Origin of the sequence: Acaryochloris sp. CCMEE 5410, assembly GCF_000238775.2 — a bacterium.
In the GTDB taxonomy this organism is placed as follows: Bacteria; Cyanobacteriota; Cyanobacteriia; order Thermosynechococcales; family Thermosynechococcaceae; genus Acaryochloris.
In genome coordinates this window covers 355320-378564 of sequence record NZ_AFEJ02000002.1, presented here as the reverse complement: position 1 = coordinate 378564, position 23245 = coordinate 355320, and the positions used below count along the sequence as shown (strand labels likewise).

Sequence of the window (23245 nt, the reverse complement as noted above, 5' to 3'; positions counted from 1 at the left end):
AGGAATGAAACCGCCGTTGTGATTGTTACCCTCATCGTTTTCTTGGGATGGATTGTCTCTGTTTGTCTGCACGAATTTGGACATGCCATTATTGCTTACTGGGGCGGAGATAAAACGGTCAAAGATAAGGGGTATCTCACCCTAAACCCCCTCAAATATACGGATGTTTCTTTGAGTTTGGTATTGCCAATTGTCTTTCTACTCATTGGTGGCATCCCATTGCCTGGAGGAGCAGTCTATATCAATCGCAGCCTGATCCGGAATCGATTGTGGGATAGTGCCATGTCCGCAGCAGGGCCTGCGGCAACATTTATAGTGGCGTTGGTATTGGCAGTGCCTTTTCGGCTAGGGAATCCCCTTGAAACTGTGGAAACTTCCCTGAGTTTAGGAACGTTTGAATTAGAAGCCCTGACTACCCAAGATCAGCTATGGTTAGCCCTGGCGTTTTTAGGCTTGTTAGAAGTTGCAGGTGCTGTTTTAAATCTCTTGCCTATCCCATCTCTGGACGGCTTTGGCATTATTGAGCCTTGGCTTCCCCCTTCTGTGCAGAAACAAGCGAGAAAGTATAGCCGTTACGGATTTTTGATCTTATTTGTTTTGTTGTGGTTTGTGCCCGTTGCCAATGCCACCTTTTGGGGATTTGTGGATGGATTGACTCAGCAGATAGGTATCCCAGTTTTATTCTCAAAGGTGGGATATGCTGTTTTTCAGCAGTGGTCCTGGCTGCCGCTGGTGATTCTGGTGGCGACGATTGCTATTGGTCAACGATTGAACCCTAGAACCCACGTTCAGTCTAATCAAAGGGTGGATTTGCAGCGTGCGATCGCAAACTCAGAACAAGCCGTTCAGGCCAATCCCGATCAGCCCCAATATTGGTATCAGCGAGGACAGCTGCTGCTCGAAGATCATCAGTACGAGGCTGCTGAAGCAGCCTTTCACCAGGCCATCCAACTGAAACCCGATGCCGATACCTGGCATTCCCGGGGGATTGCCCTGTTATTTATGCAGCAGTACGAACATGCGATCGCAGCCTTCGACGAAACCCTGCATTTGCAGTCTGATCAGTCCTTAGCTTGGGTGCATCGAGGCCGGGCTCAGCGAGGATTACAGCGCTATGAAGATGAGATTGCTGACTACGAGCAGGCCCTCGCTCTTGATCCTGAAGATGCGAATATTTGGTGCGATCACGGTTTAGCCCACTATCACCTGGGCCAATATAAAGCAGCGGTTGATAGCTTTGATCGAGCTGCCTACATTGATCCATCCTCTTGGACCGCATGGTACTTAAAAGGACTTGCACTGATGCCTCAGCAGCAGTATAAGCGAGCCATTCGCTGCTACGATCATGCCTTAAATCTGCGGGCAGATGCGACCCAAACCTGGATTGCCAAAGGTTCAGCCTTGCTACAACTCCAAGATTTTGAAGGGGCGATTGCATCCTATGATCAAGCCCTTTCCTTAGATTCTAAGAATGCCACAGCTGTCTATAACAAGGCCTGTACCTATAGTTTGCAAGGACAATGTGAACAGGCATTAGACATGCTGAGCCAGGCTCTTAATCTCGATCCAAAAGTTGGTGACCTGGCAGCCTCTGATGCAGACCTCGATCCATTGCGCTCAGAACCCGCATTTCAGCAGTTGATGGCGGGTTACCATTCCAATTCTGATGGAGCCATGATCTCCGGTTAGGTTAGCCCAATGGGGTGACGATAAAAATGGTGATTAAAGGGATATGGCACTCATGGCTAGGGACAACACAAGAGTTTCTGGCGCTGATATAGACCAAAGATCGCCTCAAAAAGACGGGAAAGCGCAATTCTGAGAGAAAAATTGGCAACAGATTGAAGTCCTGTGTGAGCAGACGATAGACCAGCTAGCCCTGAGGATGTTGGTCTCGGCTTGACTTCGAAAGCCTTCAAAATTTGAGAGTTGATGGCTAGGGCTATCGTACTGGAGAGGAGAATGCTTTGACCGAAAAGATTGCCGTCATATGCTGAAACGCCTATAGCGCAGTCCTATATTCTGCATACCAGGGTGAATGTAAAGGAATGAAAAGTGTTACGGTGAAATGCGGCCTGTTGGCTGGTGTTGTATTGAATTGATCTGCCATGTTCCTTGTTTTCTTTCTTGCCAGTACAATCACTGTCCTGCTGATGAAACTTCCTTTTTTGAAGTCTCAACGATTTCTGAGTTCAGCTTTGGCTGCCTGCCTAGTCAGTATCCTCTTGTTTGGCAATAGCGTGGCTGCTCTAACCCTTAACCTGCCTCAATTGGCTGCAATGGGAGCATCCGATAGTGCTTTAGATCAGCGACAACGAGTCATTGATGAAGATCTGAAAATTGACCCCACCAAATTGCGCTACCGTGGCTTGGAATATGTCCAGTTCCAACCAGAAGCGGAACGGCTCACTGATCCAGAAATTAAATCTTTGATCAAATCAGACATTAACCCAGAAGTCTTTGCAGCAGTAGCGAGTGGTTCAGTCCAAATTTTTGGCAATGTCCAAGATATTGATATTGCTCGTGATATTGTCACTCAAATCAAAGATATTCCCGGTGTTAGAGAAGTTATGTTTGATATTGGCCTGGAAGTCAAAGCTGAGTAACGGGTTCTTGAACATCCCTCCCTTTTTAGGGCAAGGTCAACTGAGCAGATGCATTAAAAAACTGACGATACACTCCTTTCGCCACCAGCAAGGTGGTCACTAAGGTGGCGAAAGCCAACATAAACATAATTAATATCTGGTATGAGGCTGCTTCTTGAGGGTTAACACCGCTAAGCAGCTGTCCCGTAATAATGCCAGGTAGCTTAACGAGGCCAACCACCATCATGGCATTGATCGTGGGAATGAGTCCGGCCCGAATGGCATCGCGACGATATTGGGCAATTGCTTGCTGAGGAGAGGCTCCTAGGCAAAGGTGGGTCTCAATTTCATTACGATTCGCCTTTAAACTTTTGACGAGGCGTTCCCCTGCGATCGCAGCACCATTCATCGCGTTTCCCATCACTATCCCCGCTAAGGGAATGAGATATTGCGGATCAAACCAATTCTCTGGTTGCAGGATAAAAAGGGTCGTGTAGCTCAGAGTCAAAACCGTACTGATAAAAATTGAGCCCCATAGCCAGGGGATAAGGTGGGGAATATCTTTGCCAATGCGGTTGCGAGATTCAATGCTGGCTACGGTCAACATGCCTGCTACCAGGGCTAAAACAGCTCCTGGATGTTTCCAGTCAAAAATAAACCACAAGACATAGCCCATAATCATGAGCTGTAAAATTGTTCGACCCATGGCTAAAAATAAGCTCCAGGTCAGGTCAAGTTGCTGCCAAACCGAGAGACCAATGGCGATCGCCATTAAGCCTAATGCCCAAGCTAGGTCAATGGGTTGAAGTACGATTAAGGCCAAGAGGGATTGAGGAATTGAGAGGTTCTGCAACACTAGATGCTTCGTTCCATCAGTTCAGTCTCTATTGTATGAAAGCAAACTTGCTGGACTGACTACAGGTCAGACTCTTTGTCATTTGCCTCTTTGGGTTCACCAAAAGCGGACAAGACCCTGCAAACGCTGTTCTTTTGCCCAAATGTGGAAGAAACAGCGGGTTTGGCGATAAGACCCCATACATTTTGGGCAGACATCCTTGTCATTTTAATGCAGCTATTGATGTTGAGCAGCCTGACTGCATTAAGATCAACTGGCCGTAGAGACTAACCCACTGTGGATTGATGCTAAAGTCTCGAAGATGCCGTCTATGATGGTTTCCTGCCCTTGAAATAACTCATCGGGACCGCCTGCATGAAGGTTGCTGAAGGGTGGTTCGTAAAGGGCAGAAGCTTCTACGATGCCTTGTGCAGTGAGCTGATCGATCACCATTTCAATAAAGCGGATCTGTGGGGGTGTAAGGCTGCGGTCATTTAAAAAATGAGAAAAGGCAGCTTGAGCAGTCTTGCGATCCATTCCCACGAGGCTGCGGATGAAATGAGCGAGGGATGGAGCATTACTGCGCGTTAATAAATTGGAGAGGAGCGTTTCGCCTTCGTCTGCGCCGATCTCGGCTAAAGCGGCCTCTAGTCCTTGCAGATCGGTATCAGTCAGGGGTTTGTTGGTCCGTAACCGCTGAATGACAAGGTAATCTTGATGGTTGCGCAGATAGGCTTTGACTTTTTTCTCGTACTGCACGCCGGTCATTTTGGGCATGTAGACCACGTCTTGTTCTCGCACCCTGATGATTTCGTCTTGGAAGTCGGTGTAAACAATCTTGCGTTTTTTCTTGTCGAGAAATGGGGTTAACCCTCGCAGGCGCAGGCGCAACTCTTCGAGGTCGTTCAGGTCGATGGCTTCCCAGAAACTAGCTTCTTGTATACGGTTAAGGTATTCGAGCTGGGCAGCGACAGCGGGGATTGTGGTTTTCTCTTCGATGAGCAGGGCCATCTCTACCACGCGCTGACGATGGCGTTCGAAGGTGGCGGCGTCTCCCTCGGTCTGGGCAAGCTGCATGCGCAATAGTTTGAGGTCAAATAGCCGCGATTCGATATCGTCGATTTCTAGGTCATTGGGCAGACCAGCGATTTCTTGGGTGAGCACCTCCCGATCGCTGTCGTTTATTTGGTCCCAGGTCTGGCGCTGTTGGAACTTTTCTACGGCTTCTAGGTGCATGCGCACCATGAAATTCTCGGGGTTCATGGCGGCCACTTCGCCATATAGCTGATCTGTAAGGGAGCCTTTGAGGGCGATATCTGGATCTAGTTCAGGATTCGCATTAACGTAGCCCAGCAACTGCACACGAGCGCGGAAGAGTCGGGTACTGAGGGGAGCGCTGCCGCTGCTGGTGATACCCTCTGGCTGTTCGCGGAAGAAGTCGAAGTTAAAGCAAAAGTCGAAGATGCGAAAGTCTTGTTTGTCTTGATCAGGACCAAAGAGATGCTCGCAAAGGCGGGTGCCGCGACCGATCATTTGCCAGAATTTGATTTTGGAATAGACGGGCTTGAAGAACACCAGGTTAGCGACCTCGGGCACGTCAATGCCGGTGTCGAGCATATCTACGGAGATAGCGATGTGGGGGGCTTTGTCTTTGATGGAGAAATCGTCGATCAGGCTTTGGGGATATTTTGCATAGTTGTCGATGATGCGGGCAAAATGTCCGGCATGGTGAGGATAGTGGTGATTAAACCGTTCCTCGATAAACTTTGCGTGGTCGTGATTACGGGCAAAGATGATGGTTTTGGCGAGTCTGTCGCCTCCTTTGACTTTGTGACCGTTCTCCATTAGGTATTTGAGGACTTTATCGACGGTGTCTTTGTTAAAGAGCCAACTGTTGACGGCGGCGGCATTGACCCGGTCTGGCAGGGTGTCTGAGTCGTCATCATCACCCCAGTCGAGGCTTTCCCACTGGGCTTTTTCGTCGTCGCTGAGGGTGTCGTAGTCAATGCCTTCGCGGGGAAAGCGCAGATCTACCTGTTCCACACGGGGGGGCACCAGGAAGCCATCAGCGACGGCAGTTTCGAGTTCATAGGCATCGGTGGGGACACCGGGTTCTAGGTCGAAGAGGTCGTAGGTGTTTTTGTCGATTTCTTCGCGAGGGGTGGCAGTGAGGCCCACGAGCAGCGAGTCAAAGTGTTGGAAGATAGCTCGGTATTTTTGGTAGACGGAGCGGTGGGCTTCGTCGATGATGACGAGATCAAAGTGGCCGACGCCAAATCGGGCTTTATGATCCTCTGTTTGGTCTATCAGACCCATCATGGTGGGATAGGTGCAGACGTAGACCCGGCCATCGGTATCTTTTTCGGTGACGAGGTTGACGGGGCTGGAGTCGGGCAGATTTTTTTTGAAAGAACTGGCGGCTTGTTTAACGAGGGACACGCGGTCGGCGAGAAAAAGGGCGCGTTTGACCCAGCCTGCCCGTTGAAGAACATCGACTAGGGCGATGGCGGTGCGGGTTTTGCCGGTGCCGGTGGCCATCACTAACAGCGCTTTGCGGCGAGCCTGGGTAAACTGCTCGAAAATACTGCCAATGGCCCGCTTTTGGTAGTAGCGGTCGACAATTTCATCTTTGATCTGGGCCGTGTCTAAACTCTGACGCTGGGTACGGCGGCGGATAAGGCGGGTCAGTTCGTCTTTTTTGTAAAATCCGACGACTTGGTGAGCAGGGTAGACGGTGTCGTCCCACAGCCAGGTGGTATAGCCATTGGTGTAAAAGATCAGAGGCCGCTGGTTATGCATGGCTTCTAGGCAGTCGGCGTAGAGTTTGGCCTGCTGCTGGCCAATAGCGGGGTTGACGGTGGATTTTTTGGCTTCGACGACGGCGAGGGGGTTGCCATCGTCGCCCCAGAGAACGTAGTCGGCATAGCCAGTGCCGGTGTGAGTCCCTTTAGAGGTGGGCATGCCGGTGACTTGGTATTCTCGATCGCGTTTTTGGTCGAGGGGCCATCCGGCGCGTTTCAGGTCGAGGTCGATGAGGTAGTGGCGGGTTTCGGCTTCAGTGTAGTCGTGGGGGTCGGGTTGCTGTTCGTTGGCGGCGCGGATTTCGGCGAGCTGCTGCTGTAGGGCTTGGAGTTCGGTGTCGAGTTTGTCGCGTTCTTGCTGCTGTTTGAGGGTGGCTTCATGCTGTTTGGCCAGTTTCTCTTCTAGCGTTGCTAATTCCTGGCGGGGGACAACCTGGGTGCTGTCTATCGGGGTGGGGACGCGGTCGTCATTCCAAGCTGCACCATTGCGGGGTGCGTCGGGGGTGTAGGTGCGGGTGAGCCAGTAGCAAATGTGGTGGAGTTCTTTGACGGCTTGGAGGGCGTCTTTTGGTGAATGGGGCGGGGGTTATGGACGGCGTCGTTGCCGATATTTTTGATCAGCTTGGCTTTATGAAAAAGGACCTGGGGGACGAGGTTTTGAAAGGATGGCTCGTGAAGGAGGGCGCTGAGTTTGTTGTCGTAGGGCATGTGCAGCGATCGCTCATGGCGATAGAGCCAGTGAACGAGGGCTTCGAGGGCGAAGCGGGAATGGAAGCAGGCGGTGCGCGGGTCGCTGTTGATGTAGCCTTCGGCTCGGGTGGCGGATTCGGCGATGGTGCGGAATTGGCTGGGGAGGAAGGCGAAGTTAGTCATGCAGTCAGACAAACAATAATTTTGGGTTTGCGGAGTAAAAAATAGGCGATTTTTTGATTGAAAAGATTATGGTAGAGATATCAGCAAATCTGTTGTGTATGCGTGAAACTGTCTATATTGAGACCAGTATATTAGGCTATCTCACGGCTCGGCGGAGCAGGGATATTATTGTGATGGCTAATATTGAAATCACGCGAGAGTGGTGGGATGCCCGTCGTCCTGACTTTCAACTTTATTCTTCCCAAGCCGTTGTGCAAGAGACCACCCAGGGAGATGCTGAAATTGCAGCTCAACGATTAGACATTTTGAGTGATATTTCTCTGCTGGACTTGGACCAAGCTGTCCTTGAGTTGGCGACGGCATTTTTGGAGCGTAGCAACTTGCCTGCTAAAGCAAATGTTGATGCTATTCATATTGCGGTGGCAACGGTTCATGGTATGGATTACGTGCTGACCTGGAACTGTAAACACATTGCTAATGCTCAGATTCAGCGGAAACTAGCGGAGGTTAGTCTGGCTTTAGGATATGCATTGCCGATTCTTTGTACACCCTATGAACTCCTGGGAGGTTAATGATGTATCAAGATGAGATTGTGGAAGAGGTTCACAAGATTCGTGAACAGTATGCCTGTGCTTGGAACAATGATTTAAATGCTATTTTTGCTGATTTGCAAAGGCAACAAGCTGAAGGTGGAAGGAGCGTCGTCAATTTGTCGCAACGTTCCGGTTCGGGATAGCTATTTAAACTAGATATCAAGGATAAAAGCGGTAGCCAAACTTAATGGGTTACGGCTTTTTAAGGTGTTGGATTAGCGAATGGTGATGAAGCTAGGGAAAAGTATGAGTACCTTACAAGAGCTTCACGGTGTATATTCCTCGAAGCCTTCTATGGGGTCACCGAAATTGTCTGCAATTTTGATCAGGCCCTTGGCGCTGCCAAATGTGGGAATGGCAGTCTTTGGTTTGAATGGAATGAGCTGAAAGGATGTGCCATCATCGCGGGTGATGATGACATTTTTGCCCCGTGCGGCATCGTCTATTAGCTTGGCTAGTTGATGTTCGGCTTTTTGCAGGTTGATTGAGTACATCTGTCATTTCTTTGCTAAGCCTTCGTATATGACTATAGCTTCTGCTCAATGAGGGATTTATAGTTCTCCGTTGAAGGCGCGGGATTGGAGAGAGGCAAAGAGGGTGTCAAGTTCGGCGAGGTGGGCACATTGTTGCGCTTTTTGCTTTTCGATTGATGCAACGATAGTGGCAAACTTACGCTGCTTATCGAGAGGAGGAAGCAATATCTTGAGCTTTCGTATATCAGTCAGGTGAAGATGCTTAATAGAAATACCTTTGTTCCTGCTCAATAAATGCATTTGCATTCTAGGACTCTCAAGCATAGCTGTAAGAAATTGTGCCTCGATCTTCTGACGATTATGCTTGATAAGACATAAGCTTTCGAACAAACTAAACTCATGGTCTCGGTCAATAATTGCCACAGATCCTAGAGAACCACTCTTTGCTAGCAAAACATCGCCTATCTCGGGATGACATCTAGTGATTAAGCTTTTATGCTCATCCTCACTAATGAATTTTCCTGTATTCCATTTAATTGAACCATTTTTAATATCTTTGGCTGAGAGAAATTCGATACCTGATTCAGTATATTTAGGCGTTTTATGTGTGCCATCTGTAATTTTCTCGGAAACTGCCTCTAAGTTGCTGGCATCCCAGCCCATTGGATTGGTGATGGGGTCGCCGAAGAGGGTGAGGAAGGTGGATTGGAGGAGGGCGTCGAGAGTTGCGATCGCATCTCGTCTCTTAACCCGCAAAGCATCCGCCGCATCCAGAATCCCCGCAATCCGTTTTTGTTCTGCGATCGGAGGCAGGGGAATTTTGATAGATTCTAATTCAGAGCCACTTACATTAGGTTGTGCCGCACCTTCAGCTAAAATTTTTATCTGCTGTTGACATATCTCACTCTTTAAAAAGAACCACAAATATTTTCTGTCAATTGCTGAATTCCCTTTCAGAGAGAACCGGCCAACGCGCTGATTCAGATAGGCACAGTAGCCATTGAGATCAGGGACTATTCCAAGTTTCCCAGTAGTTGCACCTGACATAGCAATAAGGATGTCATCAGATAGAATCCTAAATTTCTCTGCTTTTCCCAATTTTTCTGGTGGAATCTTTGCCGTATTTTCAACGTTAACTGTTGCACCATCAATATTCGAGATTCGGATAACTGGATACCCATTCTCTTCAAAGTCTTTGGATTTAAAAGCAAATCCACCCTCCACTTTAAGCACTTCACCCATAGGAACCAGAGGCATACTCATAACATCCTCTCCAATGCCTTCCGTCCCTCAGCAATCTCCTTCTCCAACGTTGCCAACCGTTCCAAAATCACCCCTGGCGGGTCATACTCCACCGCCTCATAAACTACCTCCTTATACCGATTAATCGACAGATCATAATCATTCTCTGCAATCTCTTCCCTCGGCACCAAAAAGCTCTGCTCCGTCCGCTTTCGCTCAGCCTCCGCATCCCGAGCCTGCCACCGCATCAAAATATCCGGCAAATCGCTCTTATCCGGCTGCTCCGTCCGTTTATCATCCAGGCTAAACCCATCCGCCTGCATGTCATAAAACCACACCCGATCCGTTCCCCCAGAATTGGTCTTCGTAAACAACACAATCGCCGTCGACACCCCCGCATAGGGCTTAAACACCCCCGACGGCATCGAAATAATCCCATCCAGCTTCTGATCCTCCACCAGCATTTTTCGCAGGGCCTTGTGGGCCTTCGACGATCCAAACAAAACCCCATCCGGCACAATCACCGCCGCCCGTCCGCCCGTCTGCAACACCCGCAAAAACAACGTCAAAAACAACAGCTCTGTTTTCTTGGTCTTCACCACCTTCAACAAATCCTTCGCCGTCGTCTCATAGTCCAAACTCCCCGCAAACGGCGGATTCGCCAGAATCAAAGAATAGGCTTCCTCATCATCCCCCGCCGCTGCATCCGCCTCAGCCAACGAATCCTTGTAGCGAATATCCGGCTTCTCCACTCCGTGCAGCAGCATATTCATACTGCCAATCCGCAGCATCGTCGAATCAAAGTCATACCCGGAAAACGTCTCCTCATTAAACCGTCGCCGAGACTCCGCATCCTTATAAATCACATCACCGTGATGCTCCATCAAATATTCCGACGCCGCAATCAAAAAGCCCGCCGTCCCACAGGCCGGATCACAAATCACATCCTTCGGGGTCGGTGCCGTCAACTCCACCATCAGTTTGATAATGTGGCGCGGCGTCCGAAACTGACCATTCTGGCCCGCACTGGCAATCTTGCCCAGCATATATTCATAAAGATCCCCCTTTGTATCCCGATCCGCCATCTCAATGGCGTCCAGCTGATCCACAACATTCGCCAACACCCGCGCCGTCGGCATCATAAACAGCGCATCCTTCATATGGTGGCTGTAGGTAGACTCCTCCTCGCCATTCTCGCCGCTGTCAGTCTGACCTAGGGTTTTAATAAACGGAAACACCTCATCTCGCAAAGTCTCAAACATCTGCTCCGGGGCCGTTTCCTTAAACCGTGACCAGCGCAGATGATCCTGCTCGGGGGCAAAAATCGGCTCCTCAATCGGCTTCCCTGATCGATTGGCTTTACTCTCCTTGCGGGTATGCTGCTCGTCCAACTGCTTGATAAACAGTAAATAGGTCAACTGCTCAATCACCGACAGCGGGTTAGAAATCCCCCCCGACCACATCGTGTCCCAAATTTTGTCAACTTTGGATTTAATCTCGCCAGTAATCATAAATATTTCTGAATTCTTTCTGATGGAGCTGATTCAATGTCCCGACACTGAATTCTGAGACTTCAATCATCTCAGTAATTTGGCTTAAGAGTCTCTCCAAGATTCATCAAATCCGGTGAGTAGAACTTAGAAATCCCCAAACGGGCGAAGCATCGTTCAACTAATACTGATGCCCCCAAGCCTTGAGCCCGGTTTGCAACGAACTCTGATTTTAAAATTCCATGTTTGATGGCATTGAAATCATTGATTAAAATTGATATCAAGTCTTAGGAGTCATCTATATGGCTAGCATCACTATTCGAAATTTGGATGAAGATATTAAGACAAAGTTGCGTGTACAGGCAGCCCAGAATAATCGCTCCATGGAGGAAGAGGCTCGTATCATTCTGCGACAGGCTTTAGCTCAAGCCGAGCCTAATATTGCTGATTTGGCACTGCAATTATTTGGTCAAGACAATGGTATTGAGTTAGAGGCTCATCCTGCTGTCCTGCCACGAGAACTAGAGCTGGAATGATCATTCTCGATATAAATGTGGTTTCAGAACTGATGAAGCCAGCTCCATCTCCACAGGTACTGAACTGGATGCGCGATCAAGATCAAAAGGATCTGGCGATTACGGTGATTACCTTGGCAGAAATTTACTATGGGTTGGGGCGATTGCCAGAGGGAAAAAGGCGTGAAGAGTTGCACCGTAGATTTGAAATATTTATCGATAAGGGGTTTAGAGATCGACTATTGAATTTTGGACCTAAAGCAGCTCTGGCTTACGGGGAGTTGTGTAATGCCCGTTTGCAACAGGGGCTACATGTGGATGCCTTCGATATGATGATTGCGGCGATGGTCTACGATCAGTCTGCAGCCATCGCAACTCGAAACACAAGCGATTTTGAAGGTTGTCAGATCACACTCATCAACCCTTTTTTAGGGTAGAGAATGATGAGTATGTGTCAAAGCGGATGATCGGACTCGAACCGACGACATTCAGCTTGGGAAGCTGACGTTCTACCACTGAACTACATCCGCAGAACGTGAATATTAAGATAGCATCCAACTCTCACCCCTCAATCGAACTATAGATTTTGTCAAGAAGTGAACTTAAAAGTTGTCAATTCATCATTCAGCTTGGGAAGCTGACGTTCTACCGCTGACTTAACCTCGGGACGTTAGTATCCCTGATAGATTAAATCTCCTATGACCTTAGGCAGAAGTGAATTCTGCGATCGCACGATCCATAAACGCTTGCCAATGGGGAATAGGCTGCCAGATTTGTAGTAACGCTGGTTGAGCTTCTTCAGGTGCCATTTGTAGTCGCAGAACTCGATATAGATACATAAAAGCCGAAACTCGCATATTTTTGGCGCAGTGGACAAACACCTGAGTATGGGAGCGCTGATCCATCACTTCAAAAAAACGGGTTAAATCCTCCAACGTCGGTTCTTCCCAATCCACTGGAATATGGACATATTCCATGCCTAGCTGAGCAACAATCTCTCCTTCTTCCGGAATGGCATCTGTCGAATGGACCAGGGCCAAATTAACAATGCTTTGGTAACCCGCAGCTTGAATGTCCTTAAATTGAGCCGCCGTGGGTTGCCCCGCAGTTCCAACCCGATCAGATAACCCTAAGAAAGCCTGAATTTGTGTTAGATCTCCATCAGCCATAAGTTCATTCCTGAAAAGAAAATCCGTAGTTCTGCATAGATTTAGCCTACAAGATTCATCAGAGGGGATGCAGACTTTAAATACTATCCGTACAACTGCTTACCCTCCCTGCTGTTGTCGAGGAATGATTGCAGGTGCAACCAATCCCTTAAGGGCTTAGAATTCGGTGTTCCTCCTGAATACAAGCTCTTGGCCCTCGCCGTAGGCTAAGGACAGCACTAGAGGAGGACCTGTTATGACCGTTCGTTGGCGACAACTAATCGTAAGCTTGTCCTTATGGCTATTGGCTGAACTCGTGCTGAACTGGGTTGGTATTGATGACCTCGTTGACTACAGCGAATATTTATTTGAACGTCAGGCCATCGTCTTTTACGTTTAGAGCATAAAGCGATTCTGGCTTGCACACTCAACTTAGCCATTTCTGTACCACGCACAAGCTAAAGGCCAGGTTCAACAGACCGTAATTCGTCCATATCTAATTTTTTCAGCGCCTCATAGGCTTCTTTAATCTTTCCTTGTCCTCGCAAGAAGCCAGTATTGGCGCCAGGGCAGATAAATTGCAAAGTATCTTGGGTAAATTGATCAAGGAGGCTTTGGACGCTAGCGATCTGTCGAGGCCAGTGGAAGGTCTTCGCTGTTCTTAAGGGCAAAGGTTGTCCGTGTTGATTTGGCAATATATGACGGCCTGTGAACAAAACTCCGCCCCAAGCCTGATAATGGAGGCAGGAGGACCCTGGAGAGAATCCTGGTGTCCAAATAAGCAAACAGTGAGGTGTGATTTCTTCTCGTTCCCTAAACGTTGTGACTTTCAAATTCGGGAGTAAGTAAGCTTCCTGTTCTTGGATGACCAACTGACAGGCGAACGTTTCTTGAATGTGACGGACCTGTTGGCTAATGCCTTGGCGATGGGTAAAGATGAACCAATCAACCCCCCCCTGTTCCTTCAGAAATAATTTTGTATGATCAGTCCAGGGTGGACAGTCCACAAGGATATTGCCGCCATTTTCTACAATAAGATAAGCGGTGCCCCCGAGCGTCTCACGATTGGGAGGAAACCTATAAACAGACTCTAAAACCTGTCGTGGTTCTTTACTCACAGTAAGTCCCTTCCCTGGTGTCTTTGTCCCCGAGAATAACCTTTTTGCATGATTTGGATTTCCCTCTCTATCTTTGGACTGGTCCTGTATTTTATCGTTCATCACAGTGTTTCTCGGACCACAAATACCCCTACGTGGCTGTTGTGGCTAGTATTGATGATTCCAGCCTTAGTGGCTGGCGGTTGGGCTGCTGTCTATGGTGCGGATGTTAAACCACCGCCTCGACTGTGGATTCCCAGTACCATTTTTGCCCTGATTTCCTATTTGTATTTAGCCCGCCCCAATAAACGCAAGTCTGCCCCTCAATCCTCAGAGACCCAAAATACCGAACCTGAAAAGAGCCAGTCCGCTGAGGATTCTCCGAACAAGGAAGAGAAGCCCCCTAAGCCCATAGCAGCGGCGAATCTGTTAACCAAGGGCGAAGAGAGTCAACTCCAAAATTGCTTTCCCTGGTCTATTTTTTACTTGCAAAACGTGGACTACCGTCCCCAAGTCGTCATCTGCCGGGGCCAGTTGCGATCGCAACCGGAAAAAGCCTATCAAACCATCCGCGAAAACATCAAAACCCAGTTTGGCGATCGGTTTTTGGTGGTCTTTCAGGATGGGGCCATGAATAAGCCTTTTTTTATCCTGGTTCCCAATCCCCAAACCCAAGAAAAAGAGAAGCGGCGCGGTCCCGTCAGTCGACCAGGACTGGCTTTGGGACTATTTTTCTCCACCCTATTAACGACCACATTAGCCGGATTAAATTTTAGTGTCCCAGACTTGACGCGCCAATTAATCCGGGATCAGCCGCAATTGATACTTCAGGGGCTACCCTATGCTTTGGCTTTAATGGCCATTTTAGGGATTCATGAATTAGGCCATTACTTTACCGCCCGGCGATACCGGATCAAAGCGACCCTGCCCTACTTTATCCCTGTGCCCATTAGCTTTTTCCCCATCGGTACCTTGGGGGCCTTTATTCAGCAACGGTCTCCCGTCCCCAATCGCAAAGCGCTGTTTGATGTGGGAATTGCAGGGCCTTTAGCGGGACTGATGGTGACAATTCCCGTTTTATTTTGGGGGCTGATGAACTCGACGGTGGTGACCATCCCCGACAAGATCGAAGGCTTGCCCTTTGATGCCATGAATCCCACGTCTTCGATATTACTGTCCTTGTTTAGCAGGTTGGCCATGGGGAGTGCCCTGACTTTAGGTAAGGGGATTGATTTACATCCCGTTGCGATCGCAGGTTGGATCGGTATTATTGCTACGGCCCTGAACCTAATGCCCATTGGCCAACTCGATGGTGGTCATATCGTCCATGCCATGTTTGGTCAACGCAACGGGGCCATCATCGGTCAAATCGCCCGATTATTGGTGTTGTTTCTCGCCTTTATCCAGCCCCCACTACTGATCTGGGCCATTATTCTGTTATTTATGCCCACGGTGGATCAGCCAGCCCTGAATGATGTCAGTGAACTGGACAACAAGCGGGACCTGCTAGGGCTAGTTTCCTTGGGCATTTTAGTGTTGATTATTCTGCCCTTGCCCCATAGTGTGGCCCATATCCTTTTTGCCGCAAACCCAATTCCATAGGGGATGGGTGTTCCCTTGCACTCGAATTCGCATCACCTGTTGGCTAAGGCGTTGATACTCAGGCGCAGGAATGCCCCAGAGAATGACTCGACTTTGCCACAGCAAGACTGCAAAAGTCGTCCCTAAACAGATTCCGACACCAATTGCAGCCAGCCGATTAAAGGCAAAGGCATAGCGAACCGCAGCCCAGGTAAAGTATTCAAACCACAGTTGAATAGACTCTCTCAAGCTCCATAGACTGATGCCACCCACTGTCAGCCATAACCCACCGACGACGAGCCAGCGGGTATAGAGGGTTAGTTGGAATAATCGCTGTATTTCAGCCTGTAGTTGAGGATCTGAGTTCTGCTCTGGAACAGCACTGTTTGAACGTCCAGGGGGTTGACTCATAGGGCTAAATTTCTTCTGGACTGGAATCCACCGTATTGTAACCGCCACGCTCCTGGCGTTGACGCCACCAGGCCAACAAGGTACTGGCAATAAAAATACTGGAATAGGCCCCTGCAGCAAATCCAACGATCAGCGTTAGGGCAAAATCCTTTAAGGTTTCCCCACCAAAGATATAGATACCGATCAGGGGTAACCCCGTCGTTAGGGAAGTATTGATAGATCGGCCTAAGGTCTGGTTTACGGCAATATCGACGGTTTCACTAATCGAGCGCTTCGCACCATATTTGAGGTTTTCTCGAACGCGATCGTAAATGACCACCGTGTCGTTGACTGAGAAACCAATAATAGTCAATAGGCCCACAATAAACAGGCTGTTCACCTCTACCCCTCGGGTTAAGCCCAGAATAGAGAAAAAGCCCATAGTAACGAGGACATCGTGGAACAACGCCACAATGGCAAACAGGGCATAGTCAAATTGGAAGCGGACACTAACATAGACAATGATGGCTGCAAAGGACACGATCAGCGCTAATAATCCCGATGCCAGTAATTGTTTTCCGAGGGTTGGACCGACCGTATCAATTTGAGATTTCTCAACATCCAGCTGGCCCAATTTAGCAGTGAGGGCTTCTGTCAGCTTCGTCCGTTGTTCTTGGTTTAAATCCTTGGTGCGAATTGCTACCCCTTGGGCATTTTGGCCAATGACCTGTACATTGCTTTCCGCCAGCTTCTGTTCATCTAAAACCTGGCGAACTTCTGCAATCTGGATAGGAGTTTGGCAATTTTCAGGTTTGCTGCAGTCTCGCTCTAGCTGTAAGCGAGTCCCCCCCGTAAAATCGAGGCCCGGCTTCAGGGGAGCTTGATATTGATTCCAGGACAGGGCCATGGAAATAACCCCCGCTAGGATCAACGCTGCGGAGATGGTCCACCAGAGTCCCCGTTGCTGATTCAGATTCAACTTCATGAGACTGCCCTTTTAGAATCAAATAGTTCAACTTTTCGGAGATTGGGAAGACTAATGGCGGTAAACATCAGGGTGCGGCTGCAGGTAATGGCCGTAAACATACTGACAGCAACGCCAATGCCCAAGGTGACAGCAAATCCTCTCACTAGTCCCGACCCCAACCAGTACAGCACGCCACAGGCAATCAGCGTGGTGACGTTGCTATCGAGAATACTAGTGAAGGCACGATAAAATCCCGATTCGATGGAGCGATAGAGGGTTTTCCCAGACCGCAATTCTTCTCGGGTGCGCTCAAAAATAAGAATATTGGCATCCACGGCCATGCCGATACTGAGGATAAATCCCGCGATTCCCGGCAAAGTCAGGGTAACGCCAAACAAGACATAACAGGCAAAGGTGAGCAGACCATAAACACAAAGGGCCACGTCGGCAATTAAACCGGGCAGACGGTACCACACCCCCATAAAGATCAGCACTAGAATCAGCCCACCAATCCCGGCATAGACACTTTGACGAATACTGTCTTGTCCTAGGGTGGCACCCACTGTGCGAATCTCTTCGACTTTAACGGGCACCGGGAGGGATCCGCCTTTGAGTTGATTAGCCAGTAGCTTGGCATCTTCTAGCTCAAAATTGCCTGTAATAATAGCAGCACCACCCGTAATGCCATTGGCCTTAAATCGCTCGCTGACGGTGGCTTGGCTAATGGATTTTCCATCTAGAAAAATTCCCAAGGGTTGACCCGTACCTGCCAGACTTTTCGTGAGGGCCGCAAATTTTTTGCCGCCATCGACATCAAACCGGAGGGTGACATCCCATTTATTCGGTTGAGATTGGGAAATGGCATACCCCGCATCGTTGAGGTCTTCTCCCGTTAAGTCTGTTTTGACAAAGAACTGATCCTGTAGCTCCGTCAGCTGCTTTTGCTTCTGCTGGACTTCTCCCTGGAGCTTTGCGAGGGCGGCGGCATCGCCCGCTTTTTCTGCTTCGGGTAGCTTCTGTAACAGCCGCTGTAGCTCACTGCTACGGACATTGACTTGCGCCAAGATGGCATTGTTGGGACGCCGAAAATCAAGTTGGGCAACTTGGCTGAGTAATTGTTCAGCGTCTTTGGGATCGCTAACACCCGGAAGCTGAACCAGAATTTGCTGACTACCCACGGTCTGGACCACGATTTCCGATACCCCTTCAGGGTTCAGACGATTGGCCACCACGGTTTGCACCGCTTCCATCACGTTGGGGGTGATGTCTTTCACTTCTTCCGTCGGGTTGACCTGAAGGGTGAGTTGAGACCCGCCCCTTAGGTCTAGTCCCAGATTAATCTTGCCCAGGCCATACTGCTTGCCAAAAGGGGTGACGACGATTAATGCCCCCAACACTAATAGGGCAATGAGAGCTAGTAAAAAGCGTTGTTGTTTAAGCACTACACTGCTCCAAAGGAAAAAGTAAAAAAGGAATTTAGACCTGAAGAGCCGTAATCTGCTGAACCGCTTCCACAATTTGAGGCGGCTGCACAATCGTTAGACTCTCTAACATGCCGTTATACGGCGTCGGAATATCTTGAGAAGAGAGCCGCACCACGGGGGCATCCAGCTCATCAAAAAATCGATCATTAATAGAGGCGATAATTTCAGCGCCCACGCCCCCGGTCCGCATACATTCTTCGACGACAATCACCCGATGGGTTTTGCGAATGGAGGCTCCAATGGTATCGAAGTCAAGGGGCTTGAGGGAGATTAAATCAATAATCTCAGGATCGTAGCCCTGCTCCGTTAGGGTTTTAGCGGCCTGCACAACATGGTGGCGCATCCGGGAATAGGTGAGGATGGTGACATCTTTACCGGAGCGAACCACCTCGGCTTTGTCTAAAGGCAGGACGTATTCTTGGTCGGGTAATTCTTCCTTGAGGTTATAGAGCAGGACATGCTCAAAGAAGAGAACTGGGTTGGGGTCACGAATGGCGGCTTTGAGCAGACCTTTGGCATTGTAGGGGGTAGAACAAGCCACAATTTTGAGGCCAGGTACGGCTTGAAAATAAGCCTCTAGGCGCTGGGAGTGTTCTGCACCCAGTTGACGACCCACGCCACCCGGTCCGCGAATCACCATGGGGATTTTGAAGTTGCCGCCGGAGGTGTAGCGCAACATACCGGCATTATTGGCAATTTGGTTAAAGGCTAGGAGCAAAAAGCCCATATTCATGCCTTCAATAATCGGCTTCAGGCCCGTCATGGCAGCGCCAACGGCCATGCCCGTAAAGCTATTTTCTGCAATCGGGGTGTCGAGGACGCGCAGCTCTCCATACTTGTCATACAAGCCTTTCGTGACTTTGTAGGAGCCACCATAGTGGCCCACGTCTTCTCCCATCACCATGACGGTGTTGTCATTAGCCATTTCTTCGTCAATGGCGTCACGGAGGGCGTTAAATAACAGTACTTCAGCCATAATGCGTTAGCGATACACTATTGGATACGTTAGCAGAAGACGGCCCTCCAACCCTAGTGTCAATCGAGAGTCCTGATTTTAAGCCGCGTCTTAGGGACTTATCTGTGATTTCAGAGAGGGACTGAGAGATTTAACCCGCTGATTGACCTTTTTAATATAGCCATCAATATCGCATTTGCGTTTGAGACCGCTAGCGGCCATATAGCGAACGGTGCCAAATATGGGACGTTCGCGCCAGCCTCGATCATGGACGCCAAATACCCAGGCCACGCCCGTATAAGAATTTGCGTCGCGGCCATCGATAAAGTACTTATTGTTGAGATCTAAGGCCGTTTGGAAGGCCAGCTCTGGAGTAGAAGTCCATTCAATGATTTTTTTGCCCCAGTACATACGCATGTAGTTATGCATATAGCCCGTATGCTTCATTTCCCGCATGGCGGCATTCCAATAGGGATCTTCCGTGCGTGATTCGTCTAGCTGTTCTAGGGAGTAACAGGGGATTCTGGGATCGTGACGATGGTTGTCTAAGGTCGTTTTGGCCCAGTTGGGGAGACAGCTATAGGCATCATAGTCGGGGGTGTAATAGGCAAAGTTCATAGCCAGCTCCCGCCGCACAATCAGCTCTTCGATATAGGTATCAACGTTGTCACGAGGAACATTGCCCATGGATTGAATCTGCAAGGCCAAATATAGAGGAGAGATTTGGCCAAAGTGCAGATATTGGCTCATATAAGAGACATCATCGGTTTGGGGCTGATTGCGATGATCGGCGTAGATAGCGAAGGACTTTTGCAAAAACTGCTCTAGGATTTCCTTGGCCCGAGTAGTGCCGCCCTGGAACAGAGAACTGACGGGGGGCACGCTGCAGTCCAGGGGCAGCTTAGCTAGAACGGCCTCAATATTGCTGAGATCTAAGGTCTTCAGATCTAGATGGAGAGAAGACTGTTGGACGGGTGTCGAAGCGAAGGGAACCAGAAAGCGGTCTAAATGACGATGGATGCGAGGGCGGATGGTGCGGGCGGCATAGTCGGCTTTGACGGAGGTGGTTTCTATAGGCACCACCACTTCTGATTCCACTTGCGCCACCTGACAGAGGGCATTTTGAGCCACATTGTCTCGCCACTGACGTTGGAACCGAAGATAGCCGCGATCGCAAACTACCAACGAAGCGTCTTTCCCTAACTCCAAGGCAATCTGATCCGGGTTACCATAGCGCATCACAAATTTGATACCTCGTTGGATCAGAGCTTGCTCCGTATCCTGCAAACCTTCCAACATAAAGGTGTAATGGCGCAGATTAGAACCAGGATAATCGGCCATCAAGCCAAAGCAAACCACCACAGGCTGTTGAAGATCATTGGCCCGCTGAATGGCATATTCCAAGGCATGGTTGTATTCGGCTCGCTGAGACTGCTGCATCCAGTACAGAACATAACCTCCGGGCTGTACGTTCTGTTTATTCAGGATTTGGATACGTTCGTCCTCAATCAACGAATTTGCCATTGCTGGATTTATTTCTCTTCACTTCAAAACGATACCTAAACTCTAATCGAGGAGGTCAAGCTCTCTGAATCACTCAAGCCATCTTAAATAGAGGGTATAAACTTTAACCTTTTGAATCTCAAAAGAGGGAGAAAGCAAACTCTATCACTTTACCCACTGCACCCCCAACCTCTATCCCAATTTCGCGCCCAATTGCTTGTCCAGAGCTTCCTCCGGCAAGCAAGCCAACAACGGAACCAATTGCTTTCCCTACAGATTTCAAAACTGGAACGATGTCAAAAAGACGTTTTTTGACCTCTTTAACTTGATCATCAGAAAAATCAACCTTGGATTTCTGATGAGATTCATGATCTTCTTGGTTGTTTGGGTCCTCTTGGTCTTTATTAGTTGACTTTGAGCTTTCACGAAATTTGATTCTGTAAACCGATTTGGATTGGGGAGGAGTTTGTTGAGCTGTGGAGCCATAATTGAGTCTGCCAATTGTAGACACTAAGAAAGGGATAGCTCCTTGTTGTTGAATACGAACAAAAACCTTTGTCCATAGCTCTCCTAACCATTTTCTCCCATCAGGAGTATGCTCATGTCCATTGGCTACAGCAACTGAAGGAATTGCGCTTGAAATTGTTGGGCTGACATATTTTGAGATTTCACTATGGATTCGTTTAGTTCTTTCCCTTAAGTCTTCTTCAAAATTATCTGCTTTATCTGCACGAGTAAAAATGATAATCGAGTGCTCCCAGACTTCGGGGGTAAAAGCTTCTGAGATAATTTTAATGCCTCTAATCTCATCAGCAGTTACTCGTGGTTCGTCAAGACGAGTCACGAACCAAATGCAATCTAATCTGTCAACTTTAGATTGTATTAACTCGATGTATTTCTGATCATTGCCCTTCTCAGGAAGATCGTCACATAATCCAGGAGTATCAATAATGGTGAATTTAATACCGTTCAGCTCATGATCATATTCTTTGACACTCATTGTTGTTGCATCATATTTGCCAGTTTGAGCGATATCTATTCCCATCAAAGAATTGATTGTACTTGATTTGCCTACTCCCGTTCGACCGACTAAGAGAAAAATAAATTTTTCCTCACTAGACCTGTTCAATGTATCGATTAATGCCCGTAAAGCTTCCCAAAAGGATGTTGGTAGCAGGGCTGTTTTAAGTTAGCAGCGAAAAAATAATATCGACCCGATTAGCAAGCTTAGTCATCGCGGTTTTGAGGGATTGATAGTCGTTTAGCCGCAGGATATTAATCCCAATAGTTCTAAGCACTGACCAATTGAGCAGTGCTTGTTCATCTTCGAGTCGATAATCATCTTCGCCAAAAACAACATCCTTCGGCCAATGCAACCGATTTTCAATGCCCCAATGTTCTCGGACCAGAGATTGCCAATGATGGGGTGAGGTGGCAGCTGAACTGATGTAATAGGCGGTATTGTGATACTCCTTTCCTTTGCGAGTACCCCATCGTTGGACACAAAGTACAGAGCGAATTGCTGTCCATTCTTGTAGGGCTATGCCGACAGGCTCATAAACCTGTATACACCGATGTTCATCTCGTCCTCTACTTTGGGCGGAGTGGATGTGCTCAGCCATGGGTTTAAGACACTCAAGTAAGTCTGGAGGTGGTCGTAAAGTCTTCCCTGATTGGATTTGACCGCCACAAGATAGTCGTTACCCGAGGCCACAATCTTCTCAAGTGTTTTTTGGGCGTGTAAGGCATCCATGGTAATCAGCAAGCCATCGAGTTGAAGGGTTTCCAACAGTGCCTGCACGACTTTGATTTCGCTATTATCCTCCTGAGTGAGGGCTTCGAGCTTGAGGGTGATGCCTGCTTCCACCGCAAATAAACTCACCAAGCCCACAAAACGCTGCTTCCCCTTGGCATCTGTCAGCCCCTGACGAATCCGTTTGCCATCAATGGAGGCTGCATAATTATCGGGAGAGTGAGTCTGGGCTTTCGAGAGCATCCATGCTTCAAATTGGTGGCTCAACGCTTGGAAGTCAAGCCCCTTCATCACTCGACGAAAGGTACAGTGAGACGGAACTTCGAGGCTCTCAAGCCCCAATAGCTCACTTAAAGGCTGGCGATAATCGCTCACAAAGGTTTCTAACGGACGGTACCCTTGATATCCAGCAAGCATGCCCATCACCATCAATAGCAACAGCAGCCATAACGGATGAATACGGCCATGGGCACTGCGGAAATCCGGGACTTGCTTCAAAGTATCGATTAGATGGCTCATCGGTCTCTCTACTGTTGGTCAGTAGAACCATCCTATTTTTTCTAGGAGTAACGTAAAACAACCCTGATGTTGGTAGTTCTTGCCCAAGAATTTTCATCATGCTTATACATTTCTTTGATGCTTAATACAATTAGGTTCCATTCTCTGATGCTCCTATTCCTTAAAATTGGGGAAATAGACGTTTTCTAGCTATTGAATCTTCTGAGATCAGCAAAATGGTAATCTTTTAAGCTTATTTGTATATTTTCTGCTGGTGTGGCTGTTTTGTCTAAATGCATCTAAGTGTAAATAGGTTGTAAGTAAACTAAATTTTATGTGAAAGATACTTCAGCCTGTGATTGCTCTAAAAAACGTAGACAGGGTAAAAATGATTTTTGAGCTAGCTCAAACAATATGTATGGGGCTAAGAGTTTCTTAGTTCAAGCTTTGTGATAAACAACA

21 protein-coding genes, 1 tRNA gene and 1 pseudogene are annotated in these 23245 nt (G+C 48.4%); 8 read left to right on the top strand and 15 right to left on the bottom strand.

All coding sequences use genetic code 11. The features are described from left to right. Positions 1-18: 18 nt before the first annotated feature. A complete protein-coding gene (locus tag ON05_RS22595) occupies positions 19-1689 on the top strand; it encodes a tetratricopeptide repeat protein (RefSeq protein WP_010469194.1) in 1671 nt (556 codons plus the stop codon). Between the two features lie 464 nt (positions 1690-2153). Then, positions 2154-2606: a hypothetical protein gene (locus tag ON05_RS22590; RefSeq protein ID WP_236618827.1), complete on the top strand. Its 453-nt coding sequence runs from the start codon at positions 2154-2156 to the stop codon at positions 2604-2606. 25 nt (positions 2607-2631) lie between these two features. Here ON05_RS22590 and ON05_RS22585 read toward each other — a convergent pair whose 3' ends face one another. After that, positions 2632-3441, bottom strand: coding sequence for an ABC transporter permease (locus tag ON05_RS22585; RefSeq protein ID WP_010469190.1), 810 nt, complete (start codon positions 3439-3441; stop codon positions 2632-2634). 249 nt (positions 3442-3690) lie between these two features. Further along, a pseudogene (locus ON05_RS22580) lies at positions 3691-7094 on the bottom strand (DEAD/DEAH box helicase family protein). A gap of 98 nt (positions 7095-7192) precedes the next feature. Here ON05_RS22580 and ON05_RS22565 point away from each other — a divergent pair. Next, on the top strand, positions 7193-7666 hold the full coding sequence (locus ON05_RS22565; RefSeq protein WP_010469183.1) for a type II toxin-antitoxin system VapC family toxin: 474 nt from the start codon (positions 7193-7195) through the stop codon (positions 7664-7666). Beyond that, positions 7666-7830 carry a hypothetical protein gene (locus ON05_RS22560; RefSeq protein WP_187152966.1) on the top strand — a complete coding sequence of 55 codons (165 nt, stop codon included), beginning with the start codon at positions 7666-7668 and terminating at the stop codon, positions 7828-7830. The genes ON05_RS22565 and ON05_RS22560 overlap by 1 nt, the downstream gene beginning before the upstream one ends. A gap of 123 nt (positions 7831-7953) precedes the next feature. On the opposite strand, the gene ON05_RS22555 is transcribed toward ON05_RS22560, so the two are convergent. The 3 genes from ON05_RS22555 to ON05_RS22545 are packed head-to-tail and all read right to left on the bottom strand — an operon-like array spanning position 7954 to position 10913. Beyond that, positions 7954-8181 carry a type II toxin-antitoxin system Phd/YefM family antitoxin gene (locus tag ON05_RS22555; RefSeq protein WP_010469180.1) on the bottom strand — a complete coding sequence of 76 codons (228 nt, stop codon included), beginning with the start codon at positions 8179-8181 and terminating at the stop codon, positions 7954-7956. A 57-nt stretch (positions 8182-8238) separates the two neighbouring features. Next, on the bottom strand, positions 8239-9423 hold the full coding sequence (locus tag ON05_RS22550) for a restriction endonuclease subunit S (RefSeq protein WP_010469178.1): 1185 nt from the start codon (positions 9421-9423) through the stop codon (positions 8239-8241). Further along, complete coding sequence (locus ON05_RS22545; RefSeq protein WP_010469176.1) at positions 9420-10913, bottom strand: class I SAM-dependent DNA methyltransferase; 1494 nt, start codon at positions 10911-10913, stop codon at positions 9420-9422. Before ON05_RS22545 ends, ON05_RS22550 begins: the two co-directional genes overlap by 4 nt. 281 nt (positions 10914-11194) lie before the next feature. Between ON05_RS22545 and ON05_RS22540 the strand changes: the two genes are divergently transcribed. Then, positions 11195-11428 carry a FitA-like ribbon-helix-helix domain-containing protein gene (locus ON05_RS22540; RefSeq protein ID WP_010469175.1) on the top strand — a complete coding sequence of 78 codons (234 nt, stop codon included), beginning with the start codon at positions 11195-11197 and terminating at the stop codon, positions 11426-11428. Further along, positions 11425-11844, top strand: a complete 420-nt coding sequence (locus ON05_RS22535) for a type II toxin-antitoxin system VapC family toxin (RefSeq protein WP_010469173.1) — start codon at positions 11425-11427, stop codon at positions 11842-11844. Before ON05_RS22540 ends, ON05_RS22535 begins: the two co-directional genes overlap by 4 nt. A gap of 21 nt (positions 11845-11865) precedes the next feature. On the opposite strand, the gene ON05_RS22530 is transcribed toward ON05_RS22535, so the two are convergent. Both ON05_RS22530 and ON05_RS22525 read right to left on the bottom strand, forming a co-directional pair. Next, positions 11866-11937, bottom strand: a tRNA-Gly gene (locus tag ON05_RS22530). A 174-nt stretch (positions 11938-12111) separates the two neighbouring features. Next, positions 12112-12576 (bottom strand): protein tyrosine phosphatase family protein, encoded by a 465-nt coding sequence (locus ON05_RS22525; RefSeq protein ID WP_010469171.1) that lies wholly within the window; start codon positions 12574-12576, stop codon positions 12112-12114. 235 nt (positions 12577-12811) lie between these two features. Here ON05_RS22525 and ON05_RS22520 point away from each other — a divergent pair, with 235 nt between their 5' ends. Continuing rightward, the gene (locus ON05_RS22520) at positions 12812-12955 is read left to right on the top strand and encodes a hypothetical protein (RefSeq protein WP_010469169.1); all 144 of its coding nucleotides are present in this window, start codon (positions 12812-12814) and stop codon (positions 12953-12955) included. 58 nt (positions 12956-13013) lie between these two features. On the opposite strand, the gene ON05_RS22515 is transcribed toward ON05_RS22520, so the two are convergent. After that, entirely contained in the window at positions 13014-13673 is a 660-nt protein-coding gene (locus ON05_RS22515) for a hypothetical protein (protein WP_010469167.1), read from the bottom strand. 48 nt (positions 13674-13721) lie between these two features. On the opposite strand from ON05_RS22515, the gene ON05_RS22510 reads away from it, so the two are divergent. Then, the gene (locus tag ON05_RS22510) at positions 13722-15254 is read left to right on the top strand and encodes a site-2 protease family protein (RefSeq protein ID WP_010469165.1); all 1533 of its coding nucleotides are present in this window, start codon (positions 13722-13724) and stop codon (positions 15252-15254) included. Here the strand turns inward: ON05_RS22510 and ON05_RS22505 are convergent. From ON05_RS22505 to ON05_RS22475, 7 genes are all read right to left on the bottom strand, one after another. Then, positions 15183-15644, bottom strand: a complete 462-nt coding sequence (locus tag ON05_RS22505) for a hypothetical protein (RefSeq protein WP_010469163.1) — start codon at positions 15642-15644, stop codon at positions 15183-15185. The two genes, ON05_RS22510 and ON05_RS22505, sit on opposite strands and share 72 nt — an antisense overlap. A gap of 4 nt (positions 15645-15648) precedes the next feature. Further along, positions 15649-16608: a protein translocase subunit SecF gene (secF, locus tag ON05_RS22500; RefSeq protein ID WP_010469161.1), complete on the bottom strand. Its 960-nt coding sequence runs from the start codon at positions 16606-16608 to the stop codon at positions 15649-15651. Further along, the gene (gene secD, locus ON05_RS22495; RefSeq protein ID WP_010469158.1) at positions 16605-18032 is read right to left on the bottom strand and encodes a protein translocase subunit SecD; all 1428 of its coding nucleotides are present in this window, start codon (positions 18030-18032) and stop codon (positions 16605-16607) included. The genes secF and secD overlap by 4 nt, the downstream gene beginning before the upstream one ends. Positions 18033-18066: 34 nt before the next feature. Beyond that, positions 18067-19050: an alpha-ketoacid dehydrogenase subunit beta gene (locus tag ON05_RS22490; protein WP_010469156.1), complete on the bottom strand. Its 984-nt coding sequence runs from the start codon at positions 19048-19050 to the stop codon at positions 18067-18069. 90 nt (positions 19051-19140) lie between these two features. Next, entirely contained in the window at positions 19141-20553 is a 1413-nt protein-coding gene (locus ON05_RS22485; protein ID WP_010469153.1) for a deoxyribodipyrimidine photo-lyase, read from the bottom strand. A gap of 118 nt (positions 20554-20671) precedes the next feature. Then, positions 20672-21661, bottom strand: coding sequence for a GTPase (locus tag ON05_RS22480; protein ID WP_262562302.1), 990 nt, complete (start codon positions 21659-21661; stop codon positions 20672-20674). 55 nt (positions 21662-21716) lie between these two features. Next, positions 21717-22804, bottom strand: a protein-coding gene (locus ON05_RS22475) for an ISAs1 family transposase (protein WP_262561924.1) whose coding sequence is annotated in 2 segments (ribosomal slippage) — positions 21717-22171 and positions 22171-22804 — 1089 coding nt in all. Because the reading frame shifts where the segments join, the coding sequence is not laid out codon by codon here. Positions 22805-23245: the final 441 nt, after the last annotated feature.